Here is a 24,898-nt window from a genome sequence, read left to right on the forward strand (position 1 = left end):
ATCGGCGTACGGGGCTCCCCGCCGTCAATGGTTCAGAGGGTGGAAAACGGGACGTTCTTTCGCCGCCCGTTCTGTCGGGCGGGCACGACGAGAGGGAATTCCGAATGGTCGATCGGGCAGACCATTCGCCACGCCGTCGGCACGTGTAACGGAATTCGGATCCCGGACGCTGATATGGATTCTCCGTCACGCTTCGTGTCCGCCGGCCCATAGCAGATCGTCGTCCGGTACGGCGGTCGTCCACAGGCCCCGCCGTCGTCCACAGGTGACGGCGGACGGCCGGCGGTGCTCGTGCCATCGGAGCAGGGTCTCGGTCAGCACCCCCGAGCCCGACCGCTGGAGGCCGTGATGCCCCGTACCTCCCTCCCGCCCCACCGGCGGCTGCCGCTGCTGGTCACCTCCGACGGCGACCTCCTCGACGAACTGCTCCGGCTCGCCGCAGCCGGCGGCACCGAGGTCGAGCTGGCCGCCGACCCGGCCGCCGCCCGGGCCCGCTGGCTACCCGCCCCGCTGGTGCTCGTCGGCCGGGACCAGGCACAGGCGTGCCTGCGTGCCCGGCTGCCCCGGCGGCCGCGCATGGTGCTGGTCGGGCGCGCCGGGGAGTTGGACCCCGGCTGGGAGGTCGCCGAGCTGATCGGCGCCGAGCACGTCGCCACCCTCCCCGCCGCCGAGCCCTGGCTGGTCGACCGGTTCACCGAGTGCGGCTCCGACCGACCGGCCGGCGGGGCGGCGCGTACCGTCGCGGTGCTCGGCGGTCGGGGCGGCGCCGGGGCCAGCGTCCTCGCCGGCGGCCTCGCCGTCACCGCCGCCCGCGCCCGGCTGCGCACCCTCCTCGTCGACGCCGATCCGCTCGGCGGTGGGCTCGACCTGGTGCTCGGCTGGGAGGAACTCGACGGCCTCCGCTGGCCGGCACTCACCGACGCCGACGGGCGGGTCGACGCCCCCGCGCTGGTCCGGGCCCTGCCCAGCCGGGGAGACCTGGTGGTCCTCTCGTGGGACCGGGGTGACCTGCTCGCCCTGCCCGCCCAGGCGATGGCCGCCACGGTGGACGCCGCCCGTCGAGGGCGGGACTTCGTCGTGGTCGACGTGCCCCGTCAGCTCGACGACGCCGCCGTCGTCGCGTTGCAGGCGGCCGACCAGGCGTACGTTGTCGTACCGGCCGAGCTGCGGGCCACCGCGTCGGCGGCCCGGGTGGTCGCCGCGGCCGCGCCGCACTGCGCGGCGCTCGGAGTGATCGTGCGCGGCCCCGCCCCCGGCCGGTTGAAGGCCGTCGAGGTCGCTCGCGCCCTGGGCCTGCCGCTCGCCGGCACCCTCCGACCCGAGCCCGCGCTGTGCCGGGGGCTCGAACGCGGCGAGGCCCCCGCCGCAGCCGGGCGTGGACCGCTGGCGACCCTGTGCCGACGCCTCGTCGGCGAACTGACCGGGCTGCCCGTGCCGGGTGCGGCGTGAGCGCCCACTCCGAGGACCTGTCGGCCCGGGTCCGGCAGCGCATCGCCGGCTCGGCCGTTCCGGTCACGCCGGCCGCGATCGTCTCCGCCGTACGCGCCGAGCCCACCGCCGCCGTGCTCGGTGACACCGCGGTGCTGCGGATGGCCGACCGGGTGCACGACGACCTCGTCGGCGCCGGGCCGCTCGCTCCGCTGCTGGCCGACCCGCAGGTCACCGACGTCCTGGTCAACGGCACGCGGGTCTGGGTGGACCGGGGCGAAGGGCTGCGCCAGGTGGCGGTGCCGGTCGGCTCCGTCGACGACGTACGACGGTTGGCGCAGCGGCTCACCGCGGCGGCCGGCCGCCGGTTGGACGACGGCTGCCCGTACGCCGACGCGCGGCTGCCCGACGGCACCCGGTTGCACGCGGTGCTGCCACCGGTGGCGACCGACGGTCCCTACCTGTCCCTGCGCACCTTCCGGCAGCGCCCGTTCACCCTCGACGAGTTGGTCCGTCAGGGCACCGTGCCGCGCCCCGTCGCCCCGGTGCTGGCCGCGGTGGTGGCCGCCCGCCTGGCGTACCTGGTCACCGGCGGCACCGGCTCCGGCAAGACCACCCTGCTCAACACCCTGCTCGGGCTGGTGCCGGCGACCGAGCGGATCGTGCTGGTGGAGGACGCTGCCGAGCTGCACCCGGTGCACCCGCACGTGGTGGGCCTGCAGGCGCGGACGGCCAACGTGGAGGGATCCGGGGCGGTCGGGCTGAGCGACCTCGTCCGGCAGGCGCTGCGGATGCGTCCCGACCGGCTGGTGGTGGGCGAGTGCCGGGGCGCGGAGGTGGTGGACCTGCTCGCCGCACTCAACACCGGCCACGATGGCGGGGCGGGCACGCTGCACGCCAACACCCCGGCGGACGTACCGGCCCGGCTGGAGGCGCTCGGGTTGCTCGGCGGTCTGCCCCGGGCGGCGCTGCACGCCCAGGTGGCCGCGGCGCTCCAGGTGCTGCTCCAGGTACGCCGTGGGTCCCGAGGCCGGGTGCTGGAGTCGATCTGCCTGCTGCTCCCCGAAGGGCCCGAACGGCTGGTCACCGTGGTCCCGGTCTGGATCCGGAGCCGAGGGCTCGGGCTGGCCGGTCGGGCGCTCGCCACCCTGCTGCGGGACCGGGGCGTGGCGGTGCCGCCGATCCTCTGCGAGCCGTGGCCTGGATCGGCGGGTCCGGCATGACGTCGGCGATCTGGACGGTGGCGGCGCTCCTGGCCGCCGCGGCGGTGGTGGTCGCCTGGCCGGCCCGCCGGATCCGACGCCGCCATCGGGCGTTGCTCGGTGCCGGCGTGTCCGCCCGTCACGCCCCGCTCGCCCCTTCCGCACCGACGTCGCCGTCCGCCCTGTCGCCGTCCGCGCCGTCCGCGCTGTCGCCGTCCGCGCCGATGTCGGCCTCGTCGTCCGCGCCGATGTCGGCCTCGTCGTCCGCGCCGATGTCGGCCTCGTCGTCCGCGTCGCTGCTGGCCTGGCCGTCCGCGTCGTCGCCGTCGTTGTCCGTGCCGTCCGCGCCCGTGTCCGCGCCGGTGCCGTCGATCTCCGCGTCCGCACCGCCGGAGTCCTTGACCGTGCCGATGCCGTCCTCCGCGACCGTGGCTGCTGGGCCGCCCCGGTCGGGAGGCCACCCCTCGTCGTCGCGCCCACCGGGGCGGCGGGACTCCCGTCGTCCACCGTGGGTGCCGGAGCCTGCCGCGGTGGACGGCGCGTCCCCGGCGTCCGGCCGCGCTCCGGCGATACGCCGTCGGGCCGGTGACGCGACCGTCCCTCACCGGTCCGGCGCGGCGGTCACCACCACGGCGTCGTCCGGATCGACCGCGACTGCCCCCGCCCCGCCGCTCGGCGCCGTCCTGCGCCCGTCGAGCCTCGCCCCAGGCTGGCGGCTGCCGGCCCACCGGGGCCGGATGATGCTGCTGGCCGGCGTGCTCGGCGCGGCTGTCGGTGGCGTCACGGCCGGTCCGGTCGCCGGGCTGCTGCTCGCCGGGTACGCGGTGCTGGGTGCCCGAGCAGTCCACCGGGGCCGGACGGGACGGCACACCACTCAGCAGCGCCGCCGCCGGTTGGACCAGCTCAGCGCCCTCGCCGCCGACCTGCGGGCCGGTCTGCCCGTCCCGGAGCCGGACGGCGACCCGGACCGGCTCGGCCGGCTGACCCGGGCCGCCGTACGGCTCGCCGACCGGACCGGCGCGCCCCTGGCGGAACTCCTCGAACGCGTCGAGGCCGATGCCCGGGCGTACGACCGGGGGCTCGCTGCCGCTGCCGCGCAGGCCGCCGGCGCGCGGGCCACCGCGCTGCTGCTGGCCGCCCTTCCGCTCGGCGGGATCGGGCTCGGCTACGGCATCGGCGCAGATCCGCTGGCGGTGCTGCTGCACACCCCCGTCGGGGCGGTCAGCGCGGTCACCGCGATGGCCCTTCAGATCGTTGGCCTGCTCTGGACCGAGCGGCTGGGCCGGCTTCCGGACGGGGACGACTGATGGGTCCGGCTGTCGCGGGCGCGTTGCTGTTCGTGGCGTTGGTGGTGGCCGTACGCCCGGCGGCGTCCCCGCCGGTCCGCCGGCTGCGGCTGCTGGGTGCCGGCACCCCGCGCGCCTCCGACCGGGCCGAGGACGGGGCGGAGCGTTCGGTGGGAGCGCCGGCCGGACGGAGTCGCCCGTCCTGGTGGCCCGACCCGGTACGCCTCGGCGCAGGGCTGGCCGGGGTGGCGGTCGCGGTGCTGCTCGGCGGTGTGCCCGGGTGCCTCGCGGGAGTGATGGCCGCGCTCGTGGCGGACCGGCTGCTGCGGCGGATCGAGACCCGGGCCACCCGCGACCGCCGGCTGCGGGAGGCCGGTGATCTTCCGCTCGCTGCCGACCTGCTGGCCATGGCGCTACGGGCCGGCGCACCGGTGGACCGCTCGGTGCTGGCCGTCGCCGACGCGCTCGGCGGGCCACTGGCCGAGCGTCTCGGTCGGGTCGGCCGGACGCTGCTGCTCGGCGGCGGCCCGGAGGAGGCATGGGCCCATCTGACCCCGGTGCCCGGCGCGGAGCGTCTCGTCGCCGCAGCCCTGCGGTCCTCGCGGAGCGGCGCCGCGCTCGCCGGTGCGCTGACCCGGGTCGCCGACGACCTTCGGGCCGACCGGTCCACCGCCGCCGAGGCGTCCGCCCGCCGTGCCGGGGTGCTCATCGTGCTGCCGCTGGGGCTCTGCTTCCTGCCGGCCTTCATTCTCGCCGGCCTGGTGCCGGTGATCGTCGCCGTCCTCGGCGATGTGCTCTGACAACCATCGAGAAAGGACAGACAGTGCGCACACTCCGTACCCGAATCCGGACCCGGCTGCGCGGGGACGCCGGGATGAACACCGCCGAGTACGCCGTCGGCACCCTCGCCGCGGTGGCCTTCGCCGGCATCCTGCTCAAGGTGCTCACCTCCGGCAACGTGCAGTCCGCGTTGACCGCGGTGATCGACCGGGCCCTGAAGTGAGCCCGCGTCGGCGGGCCGGCCGCGACCGGGGCTCGTTCACCGCCGAACTGGCGGCCGGCCTGCCGGCGCTGCTCCTGCTCCTGCTGACCGGGGTGACGGCGGTCGAGGCCGTCACCACGAGGGCCGCCTGTCTGGACGCGGCCCGGGAAGCGGCGCTCGCCGCCGCCCGGGGCGCGGACGGCGTGGCCGCCGGTACGCGGATCGCTCCGCCCGCCGCGACGGTCTCGGTGTCGGTCGAGGGAGACCGGGTCACCGCGACGGTGCGGGCCCCGGTACGCGCCCTCGGCGCCCGGCTGCCGCAGCTCACCGTCGAGGCCACCGCGGTGGCCGCCGTCGAACCGGGATCCCCGGCGGCCGAGCCGTGACGGTGGATCAGTCCGGTGCACGGACGCCCAGGGGTCGCTCCGGCACGTGCCCGCCGGCCGGCTGCGGTGGATGCCCGTCGAGGTCACCGCGCCCCGGCCGGATCCGAGCCGATCGGTGTCGTCCCGACCGGGGTGGCGCGACGGTGTGCCTGCTCGTCGTCGGCCTGGTGTTCGTGCTGGTGGGTGTCTTCGGCGCGGCGATCGGCAGTGCCCGGGTGGCGCGGCACCAGGCCCGGGCCGCCGCCGACTTCGCGGCGCTCGCCGCGGCCGGGCTGGCGTTGCGGGGTGACGCGGCGGCCTGTGGCGCGGCGGACGACCTGGCCGCCGCCAACGGTGCCCGACTGACCGGGTGCCGACTGGACGGGCTCGACGCGCTGGTGACGGTGCAGGTGCCGGTGACGCCGCTGCCGGGGTTCCACCGGGCGGCCACCGCCACCGCCCGCGCCGGCCCCGTCCGTGACTGACACCGCCCTCGGGTGCGGAAGCCGGCCGGGGTGCGCGTCGTACGGCACGCACCCCGGCCGGCGGGTGGGTCAGCGCCCCTGGAGCGCGTCCAGCCCGATCGCCATCGCGATCACCAGGCGACGGTCGATCTGCGGGTTCTGCACCTCGACGACGTACCGGTCGCGCAGGCCCCACTTCTTGATCACCGAGAAGACCGGCTGGCCGTTGGCGACGAAGTCGAAGTGGTACGGCAGCCAGGAGAGCGAGTCGACGAACCTGCGCAGCAGCGCCACCGGCATGCTCCGCTCCTGCCCGGTGACCTGCGGCAGGCCGGGCTGCTCGACATGCCAGGTGGAGCGCAGCAGCGACTGGGCGAAGTCCTTGCGGAACAGCCCGATCGGGGTGCCGGCGTGGTCGGTGACGTCGTACGTGGCGCCGAGGTCGAGCCGCTGCCGGGCCTTGAAGCCGAGCAGGGCCTGCTGCTTGGAGTCGTCGGTGTAGATGGTCACCTGCTCCTTGAAGGCGAGCCGCTTCTGCTGCGCGAACGCCAGCAGCTCCCCCTCGGTGCCGTCGGGCGCCACCGCGTGGACCTGGTACTGGTTGACCATCATCCGGATCCGCTGCCGGATGTGGAACTGGTGCTGGGCCTGCAAACTGTCGAGCTGCATGAAGATCTCCTCCGAAGGGTGCGCCGGAGTCTCGCACAATCCGCTGGTCAGCGCCCTCCTTCAAGGGTCGACTTCATCGCCCAGGTGTTGAGCACCTGGTGGATGCTGCGCAGGCGCTCGTTGATCTGTTCCAGCCGCTCCGCCTGGGCGAGGGTGGCCAGCGCGGAGCCCAGGGCGATCTGCTGGTCGGGGGTGAGTTTGTCCTGGTCGATCGTGTAGAGCAGGTCGACGGTCTCGGCGATCGTGTCGGCCACGGCTCCTCCTCGACAAAGAAGAACGGCAGGGTCGGCTGGTCGGTCGGGTGCCTCCGTACCGGGCGGACCGATCGATGGAAGCGCTCCCACAGACCCATTGCCCACATGCCGCGCCGCTCATGCACACATCCCACAACCTGGTCCGACGGCCGTGGGTCACCCCGCCGGGTCGATCACCCGCTGCCCACTCACGGACGCCGCGCCGCGCACAGACGCCGCCACTCCGGCCGCCTCACTGCTCTGGGGGCGACCTACTGCGGCGGCAGGCCCCCACTGCCGGCCGGCCGCGCGTGCGGCAGACCACCCACACCACCGGGGCGCGTCACGCAACCGAGCCGCTTCGGCGCAGACGACCGCCCCGACCTGAGGCACGGCAGGGCTACTGCGCCCCCTGCCGAGGCACCTTCGGCCCCGAGCCGCTGCCCGCGTCTCGACTCGAACCGCTGCCCGCGTCACGCCCCGCGTCGCCGGCCGGCACCGACCCGTCGGCCGCCGTCGACCTGGCGGCCGCCGTCGACCTGCTGGCCGGCATCGCCCCGCCGGCCGTCGACCCCGCCCCCGGACCACCCCCGGGCGGCACCCCGTTCGTGGCGTCACCGGATGGCGAGGCCACGGGCGTCGGGTCGTCCTCGGGCGGGGCGGGGAGGTGGGCGAGCACCACCTCGAGGACCCGGACGGCGTCCGGCTTGGACAGTGGGTTGTTGCCGTTGCCGCACTTCGGGGACTGCACGCAGGACGGGCAGCCGGACTCGCAGCCGCACTCGGCGATCGCGTCCCGGGTGGCGCGCAGCCAGGCCGCCGCCGTCCCGTACGCGCGCTCGGCGAAGCCGGCCCCGCCGGGGTGACCGTCGTAGACGAAGACGGTCGGGGCCTCGGTGTCCGGGTGCGCGGCTGTCGACAGGCCGCCGATGTCCCAGCGGTCGCAGGTCGCCATCAGCGGCAGCAGCCCGATCGCGGCGTGCTCGGCGGCGTGCAGCGCGCCCGGGATGTCGGCCGCCTCGACGCCGGCCAGGGCCAGCGACTGTGGCGACACGGTGAACCAGACCGCGACGGTGCGCAGTTCCCGGGCGGGCAGGTCCAGCGGCCGGGTGTCGATCACCTCGCCGGAGGCGATCCGCCGGCGCTGGTACGACACCACCTGGCTGGTCACGTCCACCTCGCCGAGGAAGAGCCCGACCGGTCCGGCGTCCACGTACGACCGGACCGACGCCACCGAGAGCGAGGTGACGTCCCGGGCGTGGGTGGACCAGTCCGGCTCCTCGGCGTGCACCAGCGCGCAGCCGTCGGCCAGGTCGAGCGAGTCGACCACGTACGAGACGCCTTGGTGCAGGTAGACCGCGCCGGGATGGATGAGGAAGTGCGACGAGCCGCCGTCCACGGTGCCGAGCAGTCGCCCGGTGGCCGCCTCGACCACGCAGACCGGCGCCCCGTCCTCACCGCGCAGGTCGACCTCGGGGCGCTCCCGGTGCCGCCAGTACCAGCCGGTCGGGCGTTGCCGCAGGGCGCCCGCCTCGACCAGCGAGTCCACCGCCTCCTTCGCGCCGTCGCCGAAGAGTTCCAGGTCGGCGGGGGTGAGTGGGGCCTCGGACGCGGCGCAGGCCAACTGCGGGGCGAGCACGTACGGATTGGCCGGGTCGAGCACGGTCGCCTCGACGGGCCGCCCGAACAGCGCCTCGGGGTGGTGCACCAGATAGGTGTCGAGCGGGTCGTCCCGGGCGACCAGCACGGCGAGGGCCTCGTCGCCGGAGCGGCCAGCCCGGCCGGCCTGCTGCCACAGCGAGGCCCGGGTGCCGGGCCAGCCGCAGATCAGCACCGCGTCCAACCCGACCAGGTCGACGCCGAGTTCCAGCGCGTTGGTGCTGGCGAGCCCGAGCAGGTCGCCGTGCAGCAGCGCCCGTTCCAGTTCCCGCCGCTCCTCGCGCAGGTAGCCGGCGCGGTAGGCGGCCACCCGGTCGCCCAGCCCTGGCACCGCCTCGTCCAGCGCCCGTCGGGCGTTGGCGGCCACCACCTCGGCGCCGCGCCGGGAACGGACGAAGGCGAGTGTGCGTACCCCCTCGGCGACCGTGTCGGCGAGCAGGTCGGCGGTCTCCCGCAGCGCCGACCGGCGGACCTGGCGCAGGTCGGCGTCGCTGCCGGCGGCGTCGGCGGAGGGCAGCAGCGGCGGCTCCCAGAGCGCGAAGGTCACCCCGCCGCGCGGCGAGGTGTCCTCGGTGACGGCGGTGACGGGCAGGCCGGTGAGCCGGCCGGCCGCCGCCGCCGGGTCACCCGACGTCGCCGAGGCCAGGACGAAGACCGGGGTACGCCCGTACTTCGCGCACTGCCGCCGCAGCCGGCGCAGCACGTGCGCGACGTGGGAGCCGAAGACACCCCGGTAGGTGTGGCACTCGTCGATCACCACGTACGCCAGCCGGCGCAGGAAGCCGGACCAGTGCGCGTGCCCGGGGAGGATGCCGTGGTGCAGCATGTCCGGGTTGGTCAGCACGAACCGGGAGTGCCGGCGGATCCACTCCCGTTCGGTGCGCGGGGTGTCCCCGTCGTAGGTGGCGGGGCGTACCCCGTCGAGTTCCAGGCCGGCGACGGCGCGCAGCTGGTCGGCGGCGAGCGCCTTGGTCGGCGCCAGGTAGAGCACGGTGGCCCGCGGGTCGGCGAGCAGGGTGGACAGGGCCGGGAGCTGGTACGCCAGGGACTTGCCGGACGCCGTCCCGGTGGCCACCACCACGTTCCTGCCGGCGTACGCCAGCTCGGCGGCCTCGGCCTGGTGCCGCCACGGGGCGACGACGCCGCGCCCGGCGAGCGCCGCCCGCAGCTCCTCGGGGACCCACCCGGGCCAGTCGGCCGGCTGCCCGGGGCGGGCCGGCACCCGCTCGACGTGGGTGACCGGGTCGGTGCCGTGGTGGCGGGCGCGCAACCGGCGCAGCAGGTCGCCGGGCGCCGCCGTCAGCGGTCGACCGGAGCCCGGACCTGCGGATACGGTGGCTGCGGGATTCACGTCCTGCACTTTCGCACTGGTGTTCGGGTGGTGAACGACCGGGGGCGTGGGTAAGGAGGAGCCGCCGCCGGTGACCGGAGGTCACTGTGGCGGGGATGGTTAGATGCCCAGGAGAGTTTACGGCTCTCGGAGGAGGGACTGATGGAGCTGTCGCTGGCGACCCGCACCGTGGGGGAGCACACGGTGCTCGAGGTCGGCGGTGAGGTGGACGTCTACACCGCACCCCGGTTGCGCGAACGGCTCCTGGAGTTGATCGACGGTGGGGTCCGGCAGGTGATCGTCGATCTCGGCCGGGTGGACTTCCTCGACTCGACCGGCCTCGGCGTGCTGGTCGGCGCCCTCAAGCGGCTGCGCGCGGCGGGTGGCTCCTTCGCCCTGGTCTGCGACAAGGAGCCGCTGCTCAAGATCTTCCGGATCACCGCGCTGGACCAGGTCTTCCCGCTGCACCCCACGGTCGAGGCGGCGATCGCGGCGGATCCGACCGGCGCCGGCGCGTGATGGCGACGGTCCGGCTCTCCTTCTCTCCCGCCCCGGTGCACGTGCGTACCGCCCGCCTGGTCGGCGTCGCGGTGGCCCGCCGGGCCGGAGTCCGCGAGGACCTGCTCGACGAGGTGCGGCTGGCCATCGGTGAGGCGTGCACCCGGGCCGTCGCCCTGCACCGGCAGTACGGGCTGCCGGACCCGGTGCTGGTGGAGATGTCCGACTCGGGGGCGTACCAGGTGCGGGTGGTCGACCGGGCGCCGATCGAGGCGGGTATCGGCCTGGCCGCGTTGAACGCCGACGAGTTGGCCAACGAGTCGCTCACCGACGAGGCGCTCACCACCGGCGTGGGCTTCGCCCTGCTCGCCGGTTTCGTGGAGGATCTCCAGGTCCGACCGGTCGACGAGGGTGTCGGGACCGAGGTGCGGATGGTGTGGCCGGTGGGCCGCTGACCGCGTGACGTCGTGCCGACGAGGCCGTGACCCCGAGTGGGTCACGGCCTCGTCGTGCTGATGGCCCCCTATATCAGATTTTTCCTCATAACACAGTTACGAAGATCATCCGAACACGGTGTCCCCCGCGTGTGACCTCCGACACTCAGCGGGGCTACAGTCTGTGGGTTGTCAGCACGGGATCCTTCCCGCAGCCAGCGGATATGGACGTTGATCTTGGTCCGCCGGGGGTGGGTCGGAGCGCGTGCGCCACCGCATCCAGGCGTCGGTCAGTACGTCCGCTGGCCGACGCGACAGTGTTCGGTACAGGAGGACATAGATGTCCGGGACCTTGGCCGCCGAAGGCGGCGCGCTGTCCCTCACCGGAGCCAACCTGACGTACGTCGTCATCGCGGCGGTCATCGCCGCGGTGGCCCTCGTCTTCGCCGCCGCCTTGACCAAGGCCGTGCTGGCAGCCGGTAAGGGCACCACCAACATGCAGGAGATCTCCGGGGCGGTGCAGGAGGGCGCCTCCGCGTACCTGCTCCGGCAGTTCAGGACGTTGGCGATCTTCGTCGTCGTCGCCGTCGTGCTCCTCTTCCTGCTGCCGGTGCACGACACCGACGGCAGCGAGGTCGCGGTGAAGATCGGCCGGTCCGCGTTCTTCGTGGTCGGTGCCCTGTTCAGCGCGTTCATCGGCGGTGCCGGCATGTGGCTGGCCACCCGCGCCAACCTCCGGGTCGCCGCGGCGGCCCGCGAGGCCCAGGGCGGGCGCGAGGCCGCCATGAAGATCGCCTTCCGCACCGGCGGTGTGGTCGGCTTCCTCACCGTCGGGCTCGGCCTGCTCGGCGCCGCGCTCGTCGTCATCATCTTCAAGGGCGACGCCCCGACCGTCCTGGAGGGCTTCGGCTTCGGCGCCGCCCTGCTGGCCATGTTCATGCGGGTCGGCGGCGGCATCTTCACCAAGGCCGCCGACGTCGGCGCGGACCTGGTCGGCAAGGTCGAGCAGGGCATCCCCGAGGACGACCCGCGCAACGCCGCCACCATCGCCGACAACGTGGGCGACAACGTCGGCGACTGCGCCGGCATGGCCGCCGACCTCTTCGAGTCGTACGCGGTCACCCTGGTCGCCGCGCTGATCCTCGGCCGCGCCGCCTTCGGCGAGCAGGGCCTGGTGTTCCCGCTGATCGTCTCCGGCATCGGCGTGCTCATCGCGATCATCGGCGTCTTCATCACCCGGTTGCGCGCCTCGGACCGCAACGGCCTGACCGCGATCAACCGGGCCTTCTACATCTCCGCGCTGCTCTCCGCGGTGCTGGTCGCCATCGCCACCTGGCAGTACCTCCCGGCCACCTTCGCCGAGCTGGAGGGCGGTCTCACCGACGTCGACCAGAACCCGCGGACGGTCGCCATCGGCGCGGTCGTGATCGGTATCGTGCTGGCCGCCGCCATCCAGGCGCTGACCGGCTACTTCACCGAGACCAACCGGCGCCCGGTGCAGGACATCGGCAAGAGCTCGCAGACCGGCCCGGCCACCGTCATCCTCGCCGGCATCAGCGTCGGCCTGGAGTCGGCCGTCTACTCGGCGCTGCTCATCGGCGCCGGCGTCTTCGGGGCGTTCCTGCTCGGCGGCAGCTCCATCACGCTCTCGCTCTTCGCGGTCGCGCTGGCCGGCACCGGCCTGCTCACCACCGTCGGCGTGATCGTCGCGATGGACACCTTCGGCCCGATCTCCGACAACGCCCAGGGTGTGGCCGAGATGTCCGGTGACATCGACGAGAACGGCGCCCGGATCCTCACCGAGCTGGACGCCGTCGGCAACACCACCAAGGCGATCACCAAGGGCATCGCGATCGCCACCGCGGTGCTCGCCGCCACCGCGCTGTTCGGGTCGTACACCGACACGCTGCGTACGTCGTACTCCGACGCCGGCGTCGGCGACGTCGGGGCCGAGATCCTCAACGCGCTCAACGTGGCCAACCCGCGCAACCTGGTCGGCCTGATCATCGGCGCGGCGGTGGTCTTCCTCTTCTCCGGGCTGGCCATCAACGCGGTGTCCCGCTCGGCCGGCGCGGTGGTGATGGAGGTCCGCCGGCAGTTCCGCGAGCTGCCCGGGATCATGGACCGCACCCAGCGCCCCGAGTACGGCAAGGTCGTCGACATCTGCACCCGGGACGCGCAGCGCGAGCTGATGACCCCCGGCCTGCTCGCCATCCTCGCCCCGATCGCGGTCGGCTTCGGCCTCGGCCCGGGCGCGCTGGCGTCGTACCTGGCCGGGGCGATCGGGGCCGGCACCCTGATGGCGGTCTTCCTGGCCAACTCCGGTGGCGCCTGGGACAACGCCAAGAAGCTCGTCGAGGACGGCGCGTACGGCGGCAAGGGCTCCGAGTCGCACGCCGCGACGGTCATCGGCGACACCGTCGGCGACCCGTTCAAGGACACCGCCGGGCCGGCGATCAACCCGCTGCTCAAGGTGATGAACCTGGTCTCGCTGCTGATCGCGCCGGCCGTGGTGGCCTGGAGCGTGGGCGACGAGAAGAACACCCCGCTGCGGGTCGGCGTCGCGGTGGTCGCCACCCTGATCGTCGTCGCGGCGGTGGTGTTCAGCAAGCGCAAGGGTGTCGCGATGGACTCGTCCGCCGACGGCGACGACCCCGGCGCGGGCAGCCACGAGCGCGCCGAGGCGGTCAACGCCTGAGTCACGACGGCGGGTCCCCGGTCGGTGTCAGGCCGGCCGGGGACCCGTCCGCCGTCCGCCTGAGCGGTGGCGCATTCACCGCGAGGCCGTACGCTGCAACGCATGCGTACGTGCCGGGCGACAGCCGCCGGAAAGCTCACGGTGGTCCTGGCCACGCTCGTACTGGTCGTCAGCGGCTGCGGTGGCGGGCCCAGCCCGCGCGCCTGGGCCGCCTCGGTCTGCGAGGCGCTCACCCCCTGGCGGGCCGAGATCAGCAAGTTGACCAGCAGCACCAACCAGCAGATGACCGCGCAGACCACCCCGGCGCAGGCCAAGGAGAACCTGGTCCGGCTCTTCGCCGGCGCGGAGGAGGCCAGCGAGACCGCTCGCCGCCGGGTCGCCGACGCGGGCGTCCCGGAGACCGAGCACGGCGAGGAGATCTCCCGGGGCTTCCGGGCCACGCTGGAGAAGGTCCGCGACGCGTACGGCCGGGCCCGGGACACCATCGACGGACTCGGCACCGGCGAGGCCACCGCCTTCTACGACGGGGTCAGGGCCGCGGTCGACACGCTGACCAAGGAGTACGACGCGAGCGCGCTGGACACCAGCAAGCTCAACTCTGAAGAGCTCAAACAGGCCTTCGACGAGGTTCCGGAGTGTCGCTGACCCCTCCCGACATACCACCCCGACCGGTGCGCCAGCTGTCGCTGTTCGGCACCGAGGCGGCGGATCCGTCCGTCGCCGACCTGGCCGGCCTGCTCGCCGGCCCGGGGGAGGTGGTCCGGATGGGGCGTACCGCCCGGCTGTCGATCGTGGTCGACGCCGCCTGGCGGGTGCACGTGCTCGTCGCCGAGTTGCGGCTGCGCGGGCTCGCCGCGAGCTGGGAGGCGACGGAGGACCAGCGGTTCGCCGTCCGCACGTCGTACGCGAGGACCCTGGCCCCGCTGGCCACGGCCTGGCTGGCCGGTCCGGCGGGCAAGCGGCCGCCCGCCGGCTTCCACCTCAACGGGCGGCGGCTGCGGCTCTGGCTGGCTGCCGCCGGCGCCGGTGATCCCGCCGGCTTCCTGTTGGGGCTGGGCGGCGGCGACCAGGAGTGGTGGCCGACGGTGCGGGCGGCGCTGGCCGCCGTGGGACTGCCGACGGCCGTGGTGGAGCCGGACGCCGGCGGGCCGGCGTTCCGGATCGCCAGCCGGCGGCGACTCGCCCGGCTGGCCGAACTCGTCGGGGAGCGACCGTCCACCGCGCCCCCGGAATCCTGGCCGGCGGCCCCGGCCTGACGTCCGCCCCGGCCCGCGGCCCCGCGCGGGCCTGATCAACTCCACGTCGGCGTAATGGCGCGGTGGAAGTGGCCGGGAGGGCGCGCCCGCGCCGCAACGGAGTGGATCAGGACGCCCGGGCTCGCCTCGGGCGTCGGCGGCGGCGGGTCAAGGTGGCGAGCTGTCCGATCAAGGACAGCCAGCCGGCGTCCGGCCCGGTAGGAACGGGCCGGTGGCCCTCGGCCGAGGGTCCGCCATCGTCACAGTGACCCGCCTGGCACCCTACCCACGGTGTACGGTGGCGCCGTCCGGCCCGTGAGGGCCGCGCGGCACCGGTCGCGTACCGCCGTGCGGGGCTGATTGCCGCCCGCGAAACCCGAAAGCCGGGCGGCGCGTTACGTTGGACATCCGGACCGCCGGTGGTCCGGCAGGTGCAACACGGCCCGAATCGGGCATGGAGCAGGAGTGAGGTCGGGGAGAGACGTGCCGAGCAAAGCTGGAACCACCCGTCTGGTCATCGTCGAGTCACCGGCGAAGGCCAAGACGATCTCGGGCTACCTCGGCCCGGGGTACGTCGTGGAGGCCAGCTTCGGTCATGTCCGCGACCTTCCGCGCAACGCCGCCGACGTGCCGGCGAAGTACAAGGGCGAGCCGTGGGCCCGGCTCGGGGTGGACGTCGACAACGGCTTCCACGCCCTCTACGTGGTCTCCGCCGACCGCAAGCAGCAGATCAGCAAGCTGGTGAAGCTGGCCAAGGAGGTCGACGAGATCTTCCTGGCGACGGACGAGGACCGCGAGGGCGAGGCGATCGCCTGGCACCTGGTGGAGACCCTCAAGCCCAAGGTGCCGGTCAAGCGGATGGTCTTCCACGAGATCACCAAGCCGGCGATCCAGGCCGCGGTGGCCAACCCGCGCGAGATCGACCGGGACCTGGTCGACGCCCAGGAGGCCCGGCGCATCCTCGACCGCCTCTACGGCTACGAGGTCTCGCCGGTGCTGTGGAAGAAGGTCATGCCGAAGCTCTCGGCCGGCCGGGTGCAGTCGGTGGCGACCCGCATCGTGGTCGAGCGGGAACGGCAGCGGATGGCCTTCCGCACCGCCGAGTACTGGGACATCCTCGCCACCCTGGCGGTGGCGAACGCCGGCGAGGGTCCGCGCACCTTCAACGCGACCCTGGTCGCGCTGAACGGCGACCGGATCGCCACCGGCAAGGACTTCGAGCCGACCACCGGCCGGGTACGGCCCGGGGCCGGGGTCGTGCACCTCGACGAGAGCGGGGCACGCGGTCTGGCGGCCCGCCTGGCGGGGCGGCAGTTCACCGTCACCCGGGTCGAGGAGAAGCCCTACCGCCGCCGCCCGTACGCGCCGTTCATCACCTCCACCCTCCAGCAGGAGGCGGCCCGCAAGCTGCGGTTCTCGTCGCAGCAGACGATGCGCACCGCGCAGCGCCTCTACGAGAACGGCTACATCACCTACATGCGTACCGACTCGGTGAACCTGTCGGAGACCGCCATCGCGGCGGCCCGCCGACAGATCGTCGAGCTGTACGGCGAGCGCAGCGTGCCGCCGGAGCCGCGCCGCTACACCGGCAAGGTGAAGAACGCGCAGGAGGCGCACGAGGCGATCCGCCCGGCCGGGGACAACTTCCGCACCCCGGGCGAGGTGGCCAAGGAGCTGTCGGCCGAGGAGTTCAAGCTCTACGAGCTGATCTGGCGGCGCACCATCGCCTCCCAGATGACCGACGCGGTCGGCTCCAGCGTCTCGGTGCGCATCCGCGCCGTCTCCTCCGCCCAGGAGGAGGCCGACTTCGGCGCGACCGGCAAGACCATCACCGACCCGGGCTTCCTGCGGGCGTACGTCGAGTCGAGCGACGACGAGAACGCCGAGGCCGAGGACGCCGAGCGCCGGCTGCCGAACCTGGCGAAGGACCAGCGGCTGACCGCCGACGAGCTGGCCGCGCAGGGGCACCACACCCAGCCGCCGTCGCGCTACACCGAGGCGTCGCTGGTCAAGGCGCTGGAGGAGCTGGGCATCGGCCGCCCGTCGACGTACGCGTCGATCATGCAGACCATCCAGGACCGCGGGTACGTCGCCAAGCGTGGCCAGGCGATGATCCCGACGTTCCTGGCGTTCGCGGTGATCGGCCTGATGGAGCGGCACTACCCGCGCCTGATCGACTACGACTTCACCGCCAGCATGGAGAACGAGCTGGACGAGATCGCCGGCGGTGACCACGCCGCGGTCGACTTCCTCACCTCCTTCTACTTCGGCAGCGCCAACGGCACCGGCGACCAGGCGATCGCCCACGCCGGCGGGTTGAAGAAGCTGGTCACCGAGAACCTCAGCGACATCGACGCGCGCAGCGTCAACTCCATCCCGCTCTTCACCGACGACGAGGGGCGCGAGGTCGTCGTCCGGGTGGGCCGCTACGGGCCGTACCTGCAGCGCGCGGTGCCCGGCGAGCAGCCGGCCCCGGCGGCGGAGGGCGAGGAGGGCACCGCCCCGGGCGACCGCGCCCCGATCCCGGAGGGCCTGGCTCCGGACGAGCTGACCCCGGAGAAGGTGCACGAGCTGTTCCTCGGTGGCGGGGGCGAGCGCAAGCTCGGTGACGACCCGGCCACCGGGGAGCCGATCCTGCTCAAGTCCGGCCGGTTCGGCCCGTACGTGGCCAGCGGCGAGCGCAAGTCGTCCCTGCTCCGCTCCCAGTCGCCGGACTCGCTCACCCTCGACGAGGCGTTGAAGCTGCTCAGCCTGCCCCGGCTGGTCGGGGTGGCCCCGGACGGCGTCGAGGTGTTCGCCAACAACGGCCGCTACGGCCCGTACGTCAAGCGTGGTGACGAGTTCCGTTCGCTGGACTCGGAAGAGAAGATGTTCACCGTCACGCTGGACGAGGCGCTGGCCCTGCTGGCCGCCCCGAAGACGCGCCAGCGCCGGGCCGCCGCGCCGCCGCTTCGGGAGATGGGCAACGACCCGCTCACCGAGAAGCCGCTGGTCATCAAGGACGGGCGGTTCGGGCCGTACGTCACCGACGGGGAGACCAACGCGTCGCTGCGGCGCGGGCAGACCCCGGAGGAGCTGACCCTCGAAGAGGCGTCGGAGATGCTGGCCGAAAAGCGGGCCAAGGGTCCGGCGCCGAAGAAGAAGGCGGCCAAGAAGGCGGCTCCGGCGAAGAAGACGGCGGCGAAGAAGACCGCCGCCGCCAAGTCCACCGCCGCCCGCAAGACCACCACGGCCAAGGCCACCACGGCGAAGAAGGCCCCGGCCAAGAAGGCCGCCCCCAAGAAGGCGACCGCCACCCCGGAGTGAGCCCGCCCGACGGGGTCCCGGCCGACATCGCCGGGACCCCGTCGGGACGTCCCCGGCTCAGCCGAGGATGTGGTCGAGGTGGGCGTTGGTGAGCAGGCGGTGCGGGTCCAGGCGGTTGCGCAGCGCCTGGAAGTCGGCGAACCTCGGGTACGCGGTGGCCAGCGAGGCGGCGTCGCGCCAGTGCATCTTGCCCCAGTGGGGCCGGCCGCCCAGTTCCGTCGTCACCTCTTCGAACGCCCGGAAGTACGGCTCGTACGGCATCCCGACGTACTGGTGGACGGCGATGTACGCCGAGTCCCGGCCGTAGCCGTGCGACAGCCAGATGTCGTCGGCGGCGGTGAAGCGCACCTCGACCGGGAAGAGCACCTTGAACGGCAGCCGGTCGACGATCCGGCGCAGCGCGGAGAGCGCCTCGGGCAGGGCGGCGCGCGGGACGCCGTACTCCATCTCCACGAAGCGGACCCGGCGCGGGGTGCAGAAGACCGTGTCGGAGCGGCCGGTGTAGGTGCGCTCGGTGAGGGCCCGGGCGGAGACCGCGCTGATGGCCGGGGCGAGCGCCGGCACGGCCCGGCCCAGCCGGCAGGCCCCGGCGAAGACGGTGTTGGCGAGGAACTCGTCGTCCAGCCAGCCGCGCCAGCGGGGCAGCGGCCGGTCGTCGGCGGGCACCCGGTCGTTGGCCTTGACCTGCACCCGGTCGGTGTACGGGAACCAGTAGAACTCGACGTGGTCGTGCCGGTCGACCAGCCCGGGCAGGTCGGCCAGCACGGCGGAGAGCGGGGCGGGCCGTTCGTGGGCGCGCAGCACGAAGGCGTCGACGCAGCGCAGGGTCACCTCGACCAGCACGCCGAGCGCGCCGAGCCCGACCCGGGCGGCGGCGAACACGTCGGGGTGCTCGTCGGCGGAGCAGCGCAGCACCTCACCGGTGCCGGTGACCAGGGTCAGCGCCTCGACGAAGGTGGCGAGGCAGCCGTACGCGGCTCCGGTGCCGTGGGTGCCGGTGGAGATCGCCCCGGCGATGGTCTGGGCGTCGATGTCGCCGAGGTTGGGCATGGCGAGGCCGTGCGCGGCGAGCAGCGCGTTGAGCGTACGCAGGGTCATCCCGGCCGGGACGGTGACGAGCCGGCGGGCGAGGTCCACCCGGACGTCGGTCTCCAGCGCGGTCAGGTCCAGCAGCCGCCCGTCGGGTCGGGCGACGGGGGTGAAGGAGTGGCCGCTGCCCACCGGCCGGATCCGCTCGCCGGCCGCGGCGGCGTCCCGGACGGCCTCGATGAGGTCGTCGACCGTTGTCGGGCGCAGGATGGCGGTGGCGACACTGTGCTGGTTACCTGCCCAGTTGGACCATGCGGTGGTGGTACCGGCCATCGGCGCTCCTCGACATGAATATGAGCCATCTTCATATCAGGAACGTTGTGCCTGGTAAATACCGCAATCGAGGTCCGCTCGTTGTACCGGTAGTCACGAGCACGTGACATGCAGATATGTTCTTCCGTCGAAGGGGGGTGGCGCCGAGTGTCCACACCAGCCGCCACGACCGGACCGCTGCGCCGCGTTCCGGTGCAGGGTCGAAGTGTCGCGCGGGTCCAGCGGATGCTGGACGCCTGTGCCGAACTCGTCGACGAAGTGGGGTACGAAGGGCTGACCACCACGCTGCTCGCCGAGCGGGCCGAGGTGGCGATCGGATCGGTCTACCAGTTCTTCCCGGACAAGCGGGCCATCGTGCAGGCGCTCACCCTGCGCACGATGGAGTCCTACCTGCAGCGGCTCGACGAGCGGTTCGCCTCCGACGACCTGACCCATTGGTGGGACGGCGTGGACGCGGGCATCGACGAGTACATCACGATGCACCGCACCGTCCCGGGGTTCCGTACCCTGCACTTCGGCGACGTGGTCGACCTGCACCTGCTCGATGAGCAGCGCGACAACAACGGCGTGATCGCCGACCAGCTGGCCCGGGTGCTGACCGAGCGGTTCGGGATGGTCGACGAGCCACGGCTGCGGTTCTGCCTGGAGATCGCCGTCGAGGCCGCCGACGCCCTGATCAAGCTGGCGTTCCGGCGCAAGCCGGAGGGCGACGAGCGGGTGCTGGCCGAGGCGAAGGCGCTGATCCGCGAGTACCTGCACCGGCACGTCGACGCACCGGCCGAGCCGGTCGCCCAGGGCTGACCGCCCGGCCGCCCGGCCGCCGCGCCGGACGGCGTCCGGCGCGGCGACGCCGGCTCAGAGGAAGGCGTGGCCCTCGCCCCGGTACGTGGGCACGACGCCGACGACCTCGTCCCCCTCGACCAGGTGCAGTTCGTTGACGTGCTCGCAGAGTTCGCCGGCCTTGGCGTGGCGGAACCAGACCCGGTCGCCGACCCGCAACGCGGCGGCCGCCGCCCCGGCCAGCGGCGTCTGCACCTCGCCGGCGCCCTCCGTGCCGACCAGCGTCAACCCGGCCGGCAGCCAGGGGCGGGGCAACCGGCTGCGTTCGGCCGGACCCGAGGCGGTCCACCCCCCGCCCAGCACGGTGACCAGGCCCGGCCCCGGCCGGCGGACCACCGCGCAGGCGAAGAACGCTGCCGGGGTCGGCCGCCAGGCCCGGTACGCGTCGAAGAGCGTCGGACCGTACAGACCCGATCCCGCGGTGACCTCGGTGACGGCGGGATCGGCGCTGGTGGCGGCCACGCTGCCGGTGCCTCCGCCGTTGACGAACTCCAGGTCGGCGTGCTCGCGCACCGCCGCGACGGCCGCCCCTCGGCGGGCCAGCAGATCCCGCCACGACCCGCGCTGGGCGATCCGGATCGCGGCGCCCAGCGCGGCCCGGCCGGGCGGCGCGTCGCCGAGCCCGGCGATCTGCGCCTCGTACGACATCAGCCCGACCAGCCGGAAGCCCGGCCGGGCGGCGACGGTGGCGGCGAGCGCGCCGGCGGCCCGCGCGCTGTGCACCGGCGAGCGGCGCACCCCGACGTGCACCCGCCCGCCCAGCGGTCGCCAGGAGGCGTCCAGGTCGAGGCAGACCCGCAGCTCGGGCCGGCGGCCGGGGGCGCACACCGTGTCGGCGAGGTCGAGCTGCTCGGTCCCGTCGACCATCAGGGTGACCGCCGCGGCGAGCGTCGGGTCGGCGGCCAGTTCGGCCAGCGCGCGGCGGTCGGCCGTCGGGTAGGCGACCAGGGCGTCACCGGTCACACCGGCACGGACCAGCCAGATCGCCTCGGGCAGGGTGAACGCCATCACCCCGGCCCAGCCGGGCCGGTCGAGCGCGCGGGTGATCAGCGTGCGGGCCCGGACCGACTTGCTGGCGACGCGGACGGGCTTGCCGCCGCTGCGAGCGGCCAGCGCGGCGGCGTTGGCGTCGAAGGCGGCGAGGTCGACCACGGCGTACGGCGGGTCGAGGTGGGCGGTCGCCCGGTCGAGGCGCTCGCGCAGGGTGTCGCTGTCGGTGGCCACGGGTGCACGCTAACTGTCCGGGGAGTAATGCGAAATACCCTCATGTCCGTCGGCTGCGCAGGCTGGTCCCCGCGGCCTACGCTCGGCGAGCAGGAGAATGTCGCGGTGGGAAGGCCTCCCACCGGGACTAGAGTGTTGCACCGGGACCGCCCAGTCTTGGGCCGGCACGTGGAGGTACGGCCATCGAAAGCCAGCAGAACGGCGAGTCGTCCGGCGTGTCGTCGTCCGGGACACAGTCCGACCGGTCCGGGTACGCCGCGATCCGCTCGGTGCTGCGCATCCGGCCGTTCCGCCGGCTCTGGATCGTGCTCGGCGCGGCCTCCTTCGGCGACTGGCTCGGCCTGCTCGCCACCTCGGTCTTCGCCGCCGCCCAGGTCTCCGGCAGCACCGCCAAGGGCGCGGCCTTCGGCACGCTGATCGCGGTCCGGCTGCTCCCGGCGCTGGTGCTCGGCCCGGTGGCCGGCGTCCTCGCCGACCGGTTCGACCGGCGCTGGACGATGGTCATCTGCGACCTGCTGCGCTTCGTGCTGTTCGCCTCGATCCCGCTGCTCGCGCTCACCGGCGCCAGCGGCGGCGTGGTGGTCACCTGGGCGGCGATCGCCACCTTCCTGATCGAGACGATCACCCTGCTCTGGATCCCGGCCAAGGAGGCCGCGGTCCCCAACCTGATCCCGCGCGCCCGGCTGGAGACCGCGAACCAGCTCACCCTGATCACCACGTACGGGCTGACCCCGGTGGCCGCCGCCGTCGCCCTGGCGGTGCTGGACCGCAGCGTCCGCGCGGTGACCGGCGGCGAGATGCCGGGCTGGGCCGAGCCGGCGCAGCTCGCCCTCTGGTTCAACTCGTTCTCCCGGCTGGCCACCGCGCTGGTGGTGGCGTTCGGGATCAAGGAGATCAGCCAGACCCGGGCCGGTGAACGCGAGCGCACCGAGCAGAGCATGATGCGCCAGTTCACCGAGGGCTGGAAGTTCATCAAGCAGACCCCGCTGGTACGCGGCCTGGTGCTCGGCATCTTCGGCGCGTTCGCCGGCGGCGGCATCGTGATCGGCACGGCCAAGTTCTTCGCCGCCTCGCTCGGCGCCGGTGACGCGGCCTTCTACATGCTCTTCGGCGCGATCTTCATCGGCCTGGCCGTCGGCATCGGGCTCGGCCCGATGATCGTGCGGGACATGTCCCGCCGCCGCTGGTTCGGCATGAGCATCGTGCTGGCCAGCGCCTCCGTGCTGGTGCTCGCGTTCGCGATCCACCTGTCCATGGCGATGCTCGGCGCGATCATGGTGGGCGCCGGCGCCGGGATGGCCTTCCTCGCCGGCACCACGCTGCTCGGCGGCGAGGTCGCCGACGAGGTGCGCGGCCGGGTCTTCGCGGTGGTGCAGATCGGCACCCGGCTGGTGCTGATCCTCGCCATCGCGCTGAGCAGCCTCCTGGTCGGCGTCGGCGGCTCCCGCCAGCTCACCATCGCCGACCTGGGCATCTCCGTCTCCTCGACCCGGCTGCTGCTGCTCGCCGCGGGCGCCGCCGGCATCTTCGCCGGAATCAGCGCCTTCGGCCAGATGGACGACAAGAAGGGCGTACCCGTCCTCGCCGACCTGTGGGGCTCGATCCGGGGCCGCCCGCTGATGCCGGCCGAGCCCTTCGTCTCCAGCGGGCTCTTCGTGGTCTTCGAGGGCGGCGAGGGCGCCGGCAAGTCCACCCAGCTGCGCGCGCTCGCCGACCAACTGCGCGGGCAGGGGCGCGAGGTCGTGGTCACCCGCGAGCCGGGCGCGACGCCGGTGGGGGAGCGGATCCGCTCGCTGGTGCTGGAGAACTCCGCGGTCGACGCGCCCTCCCCGCGCGCCGAGGCGCTGCTCTACGCCGCCGACCGCGCCCACCACGTGGCCACCGTGGTCCGGCCGGCGCTGGTACGGGGCGCGGTGGTGATCAGCGACCGGTACGTCGACTCGTCCCTGGCGTACCAGGGGGCCGGCCGGACGCTGCCGGTCGAGGAGGTCTCCTGGCTCTCCTCCTGGGCCACCGGCGGCCTCAAGCCCGACCTGGTGGTGCTCCTCGACGTCGACCCGCACACCGGCCTGTCCCGGGTGGCCTCCCGCAACGAGGGCACCGACCGGCTGGAGGCCGAGTCGCTCGCCTTCCACGAGCGGGTCCGGTACGCCTTCCTCGACCTGGCCGCGAACGACCCGAAGCGCTACCTGGTGCTCGACGCCTCCCGGCCGGTCGAGGAGATCTCCACCCTGGTCGCCCGCCGGGTGCAGGAGTTCCTGGTCGACCCGGCCGGGATCGTGCACCCGCGCCCCGCCCACGGGCCGGACACCTCGGTGCAGCCCGAGTTATCCGACGCGGAGCTGGTGACGATGGAGCATCGGACCTGATGCCGGACGTCTTCGCCGACCTCGTCGGCCAGGACGAGGCGGTCGACACGCTGCGCCGCGCCGCCGCGTCGGCCGCCGCCGTGCTGCGTGCCGCCCACGAGCCCGCCCCGGACGCCGACGACCCCGACGGGGACGGCCCCGCCGCCGACCCGGGCGCGGGGATGACCCACGCCTGGATCTTCACCGGGCCGCCCGGGTCCGGCCGGTCGGTGGCCGCCCGCGCCTTCGCCGCCGCCCTGCAGTGCGTCCACGGCACCGGCTGCGGCGAGTGCCCCGGCTGCCACACCACCATGACGGGCACCCACGCCGACGTCCGGCTGGTGGTGCCCGAAGGGCTCTCCATCGGGGTGAGCGAGATGCGGGCGCTGGTGCTCCGGGCCGCGAGCACCCCCTCCGGCGGTCGCTGGCAGATCGTGATCGTCGAGGACGCCGACCGGCTCACCGAGGCGGCCGGCAACGCGCTGCTCAAGGCGGTCGAGGAGCCGCCACCGCGGACCGTCTTCCTGCTCTGCGCCCCGTCCACCCACCCGGACGACGTGTCGGTGACCATCCGCTCGCGCTGCCGGGTCGTACCGCTGCGGCAGCCGGCGGCCGGCGCGGTGGCCGAGGTGCTGGTCCGCCGGGACGGCATCGCGCCCGACGTGGCGCACTGGGCGGCGGCGGCCGCGCAGGGGCACGTCGGACGTGCCCGGCGGCTGGCCCGCGACCCGGAGGCCCGGCAGCGCCGGGACGCCGTGCTGGCGGTGCCGCGCCGGCTCACCGGCGTCGGCACCGCGCTGGACGCGGCGTCCGCCCTGATCGAGGCGGCCGAGGCGGAGGCCGAGGCGTCCGTCGCCGAGGCCGACGCGGCCGAGCGGGCCGCCCTGCAGACCGCGCTCGGCGCGGGCGGCACCGGGCGGGGCGCGGCCGGCGCGATGCGCGGCGCCGCCGGGCAGCTCAAGGACCTGGAGAAGCGGCAGAAGTCGCGGGCCACCCGGGCCCAGCGCGACGCGCTCGACCGCGCCCTGGTCGACCTGGCCGGCTTCTACCGGGACGCGCTCACCATGGCGCTGCGCGCTCCGGTGGCCCCGGTGCACACCGACACCGCCGCGATGGCCGAGGCGGGCGCGCAGAAGTGGGCGGCCGAGGGCGCGCTGCGGCGGCTGGAGGCCGTGCTGGAGTGCCGCACGGCCATCGAGGCGAACGTCAAGCCGCGGATCGCGGTCGAGGCGATGATGCTCGCCCTCTGGAAGGGGTAGGGGCCACCCCGGACGGCATCGACAGGCGTCGTGGGCGTGCGGTACGGTCCGGTGTGCCGTGGTGACGGTGACGGCA

The 24,898-nt window shown here is 74.2% G+C and carries 20 protein-coding genes and 1 pseudogene; 16 read left to right on the forward strand and 5 right to left on the reverse strand.

What is annotated here, in order from left to right:
• Positions 1-348: 348 nt before the first annotated feature.
• The 7 genes from ssd to GA0070614_RS18125 all read left to right on the forward strand — a co-directional run bounded on the left by ssd (position 349) and on the right by GA0070614_RS18125 (position 5,748).
• Complete coding sequence (gene ssd / locus GA0070614_RS18090; protein ID WP_172892461.1) at positions 349-1,449, forward strand: septum site-determining protein Ssd; 1,101 nt, start codon at positions 349-351, stop codon at positions 1,447-1,449.
• A complete protein-coding gene (locus tag GA0070614_RS18095) occupies positions 1,446-2,651 on the forward strand; it encodes a TadA family conjugal transfer-associated ATPase (protein ID WP_088977074.1) in 1,206 nt (401 codons plus the stop codon). The genes ssd and GA0070614_RS18095 overlap by 4 nt, the downstream gene beginning before the upstream one ends.
• A gap of 716 nt (positions 2,652-3,367) precedes the next feature.
• A complete protein-coding gene (locus GA0070614_RS18105; RefSeq protein ID WP_088979494.1) occupies positions 3,368-3,937 on the forward strand; it encodes a hypothetical protein in 570 nt (189 codons plus the stop codon).
• On the forward strand, positions 3,937-4,716 hold the full coding sequence (locus GA0070614_RS18110) for a type II secretion system F family protein (RefSeq protein WP_088977076.1): 780 nt from the start codon (positions 3,937-3,939) through the stop codon (positions 4,714-4,716). Before GA0070614_RS18105 ends, GA0070614_RS18110 begins: the two co-directional genes overlap by 1 nt.
• Positions 4,717-4,790: 74 nt before the next feature.
• Positions 4,791-4,919, forward strand: coding sequence for a DUF4244 domain-containing protein (locus GA0070614_RS18115; protein WP_208418639.1), 129 nt, complete (start codon positions 4,791-4,793; stop codon positions 4,917-4,919).
• Positions 4,916-5,284 (forward strand): TadE family type IV pilus minor pilin, encoded by a 369-nt coding sequence (locus tag GA0070614_RS18120; protein WP_088977077.1) that lies wholly within the window; start codon positions 4,916-4,918, stop codon positions 5,282-5,284. Before GA0070614_RS18115 ends, GA0070614_RS18120 begins: the two co-directional genes overlap by 4 nt.
• A gap of 2 nt (positions 5,285-5,286) precedes the next feature.
• Entirely contained in the window at positions 5,287-5,748 is a 462-nt protein-coding gene (locus GA0070614_RS18125) for an Rv3654c family TadE-like protein (protein ID WP_408630694.1), read from the forward strand.
• Positions 5,749-5,817: 69 nt separating this feature from the next.
• Here GA0070614_RS18125 and GA0070614_RS18130 read toward each other — a convergent pair whose 3' ends face one another.
• The 3 genes and pseudogenes from GA0070614_RS18130 to GA0070614_RS18140 form a co-directional block, all read right to left on the reverse strand.
• Positions 5,818-6,396 carry an LURP-one-related/scramblase family protein gene (locus GA0070614_RS18130; RefSeq protein WP_088977078.1) on the reverse strand — a complete coding sequence of 193 codons (579 nt, stop codon included), beginning with the start codon at positions 6,394-6,396 and terminating at the stop codon, positions 5,818-5,820.
• 47 nt (positions 6,397-6,443) lie between these two features.
• A complete protein-coding gene (locus tag GA0070614_RS18135; RefSeq protein WP_088977079.1) occupies positions 6,444-6,650 on the reverse strand; it encodes a hypothetical protein in 207 nt (68 codons plus the stop codon).
• 637 nt (positions 6,651-7,287) lie between these two features.
• Positions 7,288-9,648, reverse strand: a pseudogene (locus GA0070614_RS18140) (DEAD/DEAH box helicase); the annotation flags it as partial.
• A gap of 132 nt (positions 9,649-9,780) precedes the next feature.
• Between GA0070614_RS18140 and GA0070614_RS18145 the strand changes: the two are divergent.
• From GA0070614_RS18145 to topA, 6 genes are all read left to right on the forward strand, one after another.
• Entirely contained in the window at positions 9,781-10,137 is a 357-nt protein-coding gene (locus tag GA0070614_RS18145) for an STAS domain-containing protein (RefSeq protein ID WP_088977080.1), read from the forward strand.
• Positions 10,134-10,571: an ATP-binding protein gene (locus GA0070614_RS18150; protein WP_088977081.1), complete on the forward strand. Its 438-nt coding sequence runs from the start codon at positions 10,134-10,136 to the stop codon at positions 10,569-10,571. Before GA0070614_RS18145 ends, GA0070614_RS18150 begins: the two co-directional genes overlap by 4 nt.
• A 319-nt stretch (positions 10,572-10,890) precedes the next feature.
• The gene (locus GA0070614_RS18155; RefSeq protein WP_088977082.1) at positions 10,891-13,248 is read left to right on the forward strand and encodes a sodium-translocating pyrophosphatase; all 2,358 of its coding nucleotides are present in this window, start codon (positions 10,891-10,893) and stop codon (positions 13,246-13,248) included.
• 102 nt (positions 13,249-13,350) lie between these two features.
• Entirely contained in the window at positions 13,351-13,893 is a 543-nt protein-coding gene (locus tag GA0070614_RS18160) for a hypothetical protein (protein WP_088977083.1), read from the forward strand.
• A gap of 26 nt (positions 13,894-13,919) precedes the next feature.
• Positions 13,920-14,504 carry a hypothetical protein gene (locus GA0070614_RS18165; protein ID WP_408630695.1) on the forward strand — a complete coding sequence of 195 codons (585 nt, stop codon included), beginning with the start codon at positions 13,920-13,922 and terminating at the stop codon, positions 14,502-14,504.
• A 462-nt stretch (positions 14,505-14,966) separates the two neighbouring features.
• Entirely contained in the window at positions 14,967-17,789 is a 2,823-nt protein-coding gene (topA, locus tag GA0070614_RS18170) for a type I DNA topoisomerase (RefSeq protein ID WP_088977085.1), read from the forward strand.
• 57 nt (positions 17,790-17,846) lie between these two features.
• Here the strand turns inward: topA and GA0070614_RS18175 are convergent, their stop codons facing one another.
• Positions 17,847-19,151, reverse strand: coding sequence for a D-arabinono-1,4-lactone oxidase (locus GA0070614_RS18175; RefSeq protein ID WP_088977086.1), 1,305 nt, complete (start codon positions 19,149-19,151; stop codon positions 17,847-17,849).
• A gap of 147 nt (positions 19,152-19,298) precedes the next feature.
• Between GA0070614_RS18175 and GA0070614_RS18180 the strand changes: the two genes are divergently transcribed.
• Positions 19,299-19,952, forward strand: coding sequence for a TetR family transcriptional regulator (locus GA0070614_RS18180; RefSeq protein ID WP_408630696.1), 654 nt, complete (start codon positions 19,299-19,301; stop codon positions 19,950-19,952).
• Between the two features lie 54 nt (positions 19,953-20,006).
• Here the strand turns inward: GA0070614_RS18180 and GA0070614_RS18185 are convergent, their stop codons facing one another.
• Positions 20,007-21,215, reverse strand: a complete 1,209-nt coding sequence (locus GA0070614_RS18185) for an alanine racemase (RefSeq protein WP_088977088.1) — start codon at positions 21,213-21,215, stop codon at positions 20,007-20,009.
• A gap of 269 nt (positions 21,216-21,484) precedes the next feature.
• Between GA0070614_RS18185 and tmk the strand changes: the two genes are divergently transcribed.
• Positions 21,485-23,584: a dTMP kinase gene (gene tmk, locus GA0070614_RS18190; protein WP_157745033.1), complete on the forward strand. Its 2,100-nt coding sequence runs from the start codon at positions 21,485-21,487 to the stop codon at positions 23,582-23,584.
• A complete protein-coding gene (locus tag GA0070614_RS18195; protein WP_088977090.1) occupies positions 23,584-24,822 on the forward strand; it encodes a DNA polymerase III subunit delta' in 1,239 nt (412 codons plus the stop codon). The genes tmk and GA0070614_RS18195 overlap by 1 nt, the downstream gene beginning before the upstream one ends.
• The last annotated feature ends 76 nt before the right edge of the window (positions 24,823-24,898 follow it).

It is taken from the genome of Micromonospora coxensis (assembly GCF_900090295.1).
In the GTDB taxonomy this organism is placed as follows: Bacteria; Actinomycetota; Actinomycetes; order Mycobacteriales; family Micromonosporaceae; genus Micromonospora; species Micromonospora coxensis.

Bases quoted from the DNA above. Each gene is read 5' to 3' on its own strand.
- ssd (WP_172892461.1), top strand. From the start codon at position 349: ATGCCCCGTACCTCCCTCCCGCCCCACCGGCGGCTGCCGCTGCTGGTC.
- GA0070614_RS18105 (WP_088979494.1), top strand. From the start codon at position 3,368: ATGATGCTGCTGGCCGGCGTGCTCGGCGCGGCTGTCGGTGGCGTCACG.
- GA0070614_RS18110 (WP_088977076.1), top strand. From the start codon at position 3,937: ATGGGTCCGGCTGTCGCGGGCGCGTTGCTGTTCGTGGCGTTGGTGGTG.
- GA0070614_RS18115 (WP_208418639.1), top strand. From the start codon at position 4,791: ATGAACACCGCCGAGTACGCCGTCGGCACCCTCGCCGCGGTGGCCTTC.
- GA0070614_RS18130 (WP_088977078.1), bottom strand. From the start codon at position 6,396: ATGCAGCTCGACAGTTTGCAGGCCCAGCACCAGTTCCACATCCGGCAG.
- GA0070614_RS18145 (WP_088977080.1), top strand. From the start codon at position 9,781: ATGGAGCTGTCGCTGGCGACCCGCACCGTGGGGGAGCACACGGTGCTC.
- GA0070614_RS18155 (WP_088977082.1), top strand. From the start codon at position 10,891: ATGTCCGGGACCTTGGCCGCCGAAGGCGGCGCGCTGTCCCTCACCGGA.
- GA0070614_RS18160 (WP_088977083.1), top strand. From the start codon at position 13,351: ATGCGTACGTGCCGGGCGACAGCCGCCGGAAAGCTCACGGTGGTCCTG.
- GA0070614_RS18175 (WP_088977086.1), bottom strand. From the start codon at position 19,151: ATGGCCGGTACCACCACCGCATGGTCCAACTGGGCAGGTAACCAGCAC.
- GA0070614_RS18195 (WP_088977090.1), top strand. From the start codon at position 23,584: ATGCCGGACGTCTTCGCCGACCTCGTCGGCCAGGACGAGGCGGTCGAC.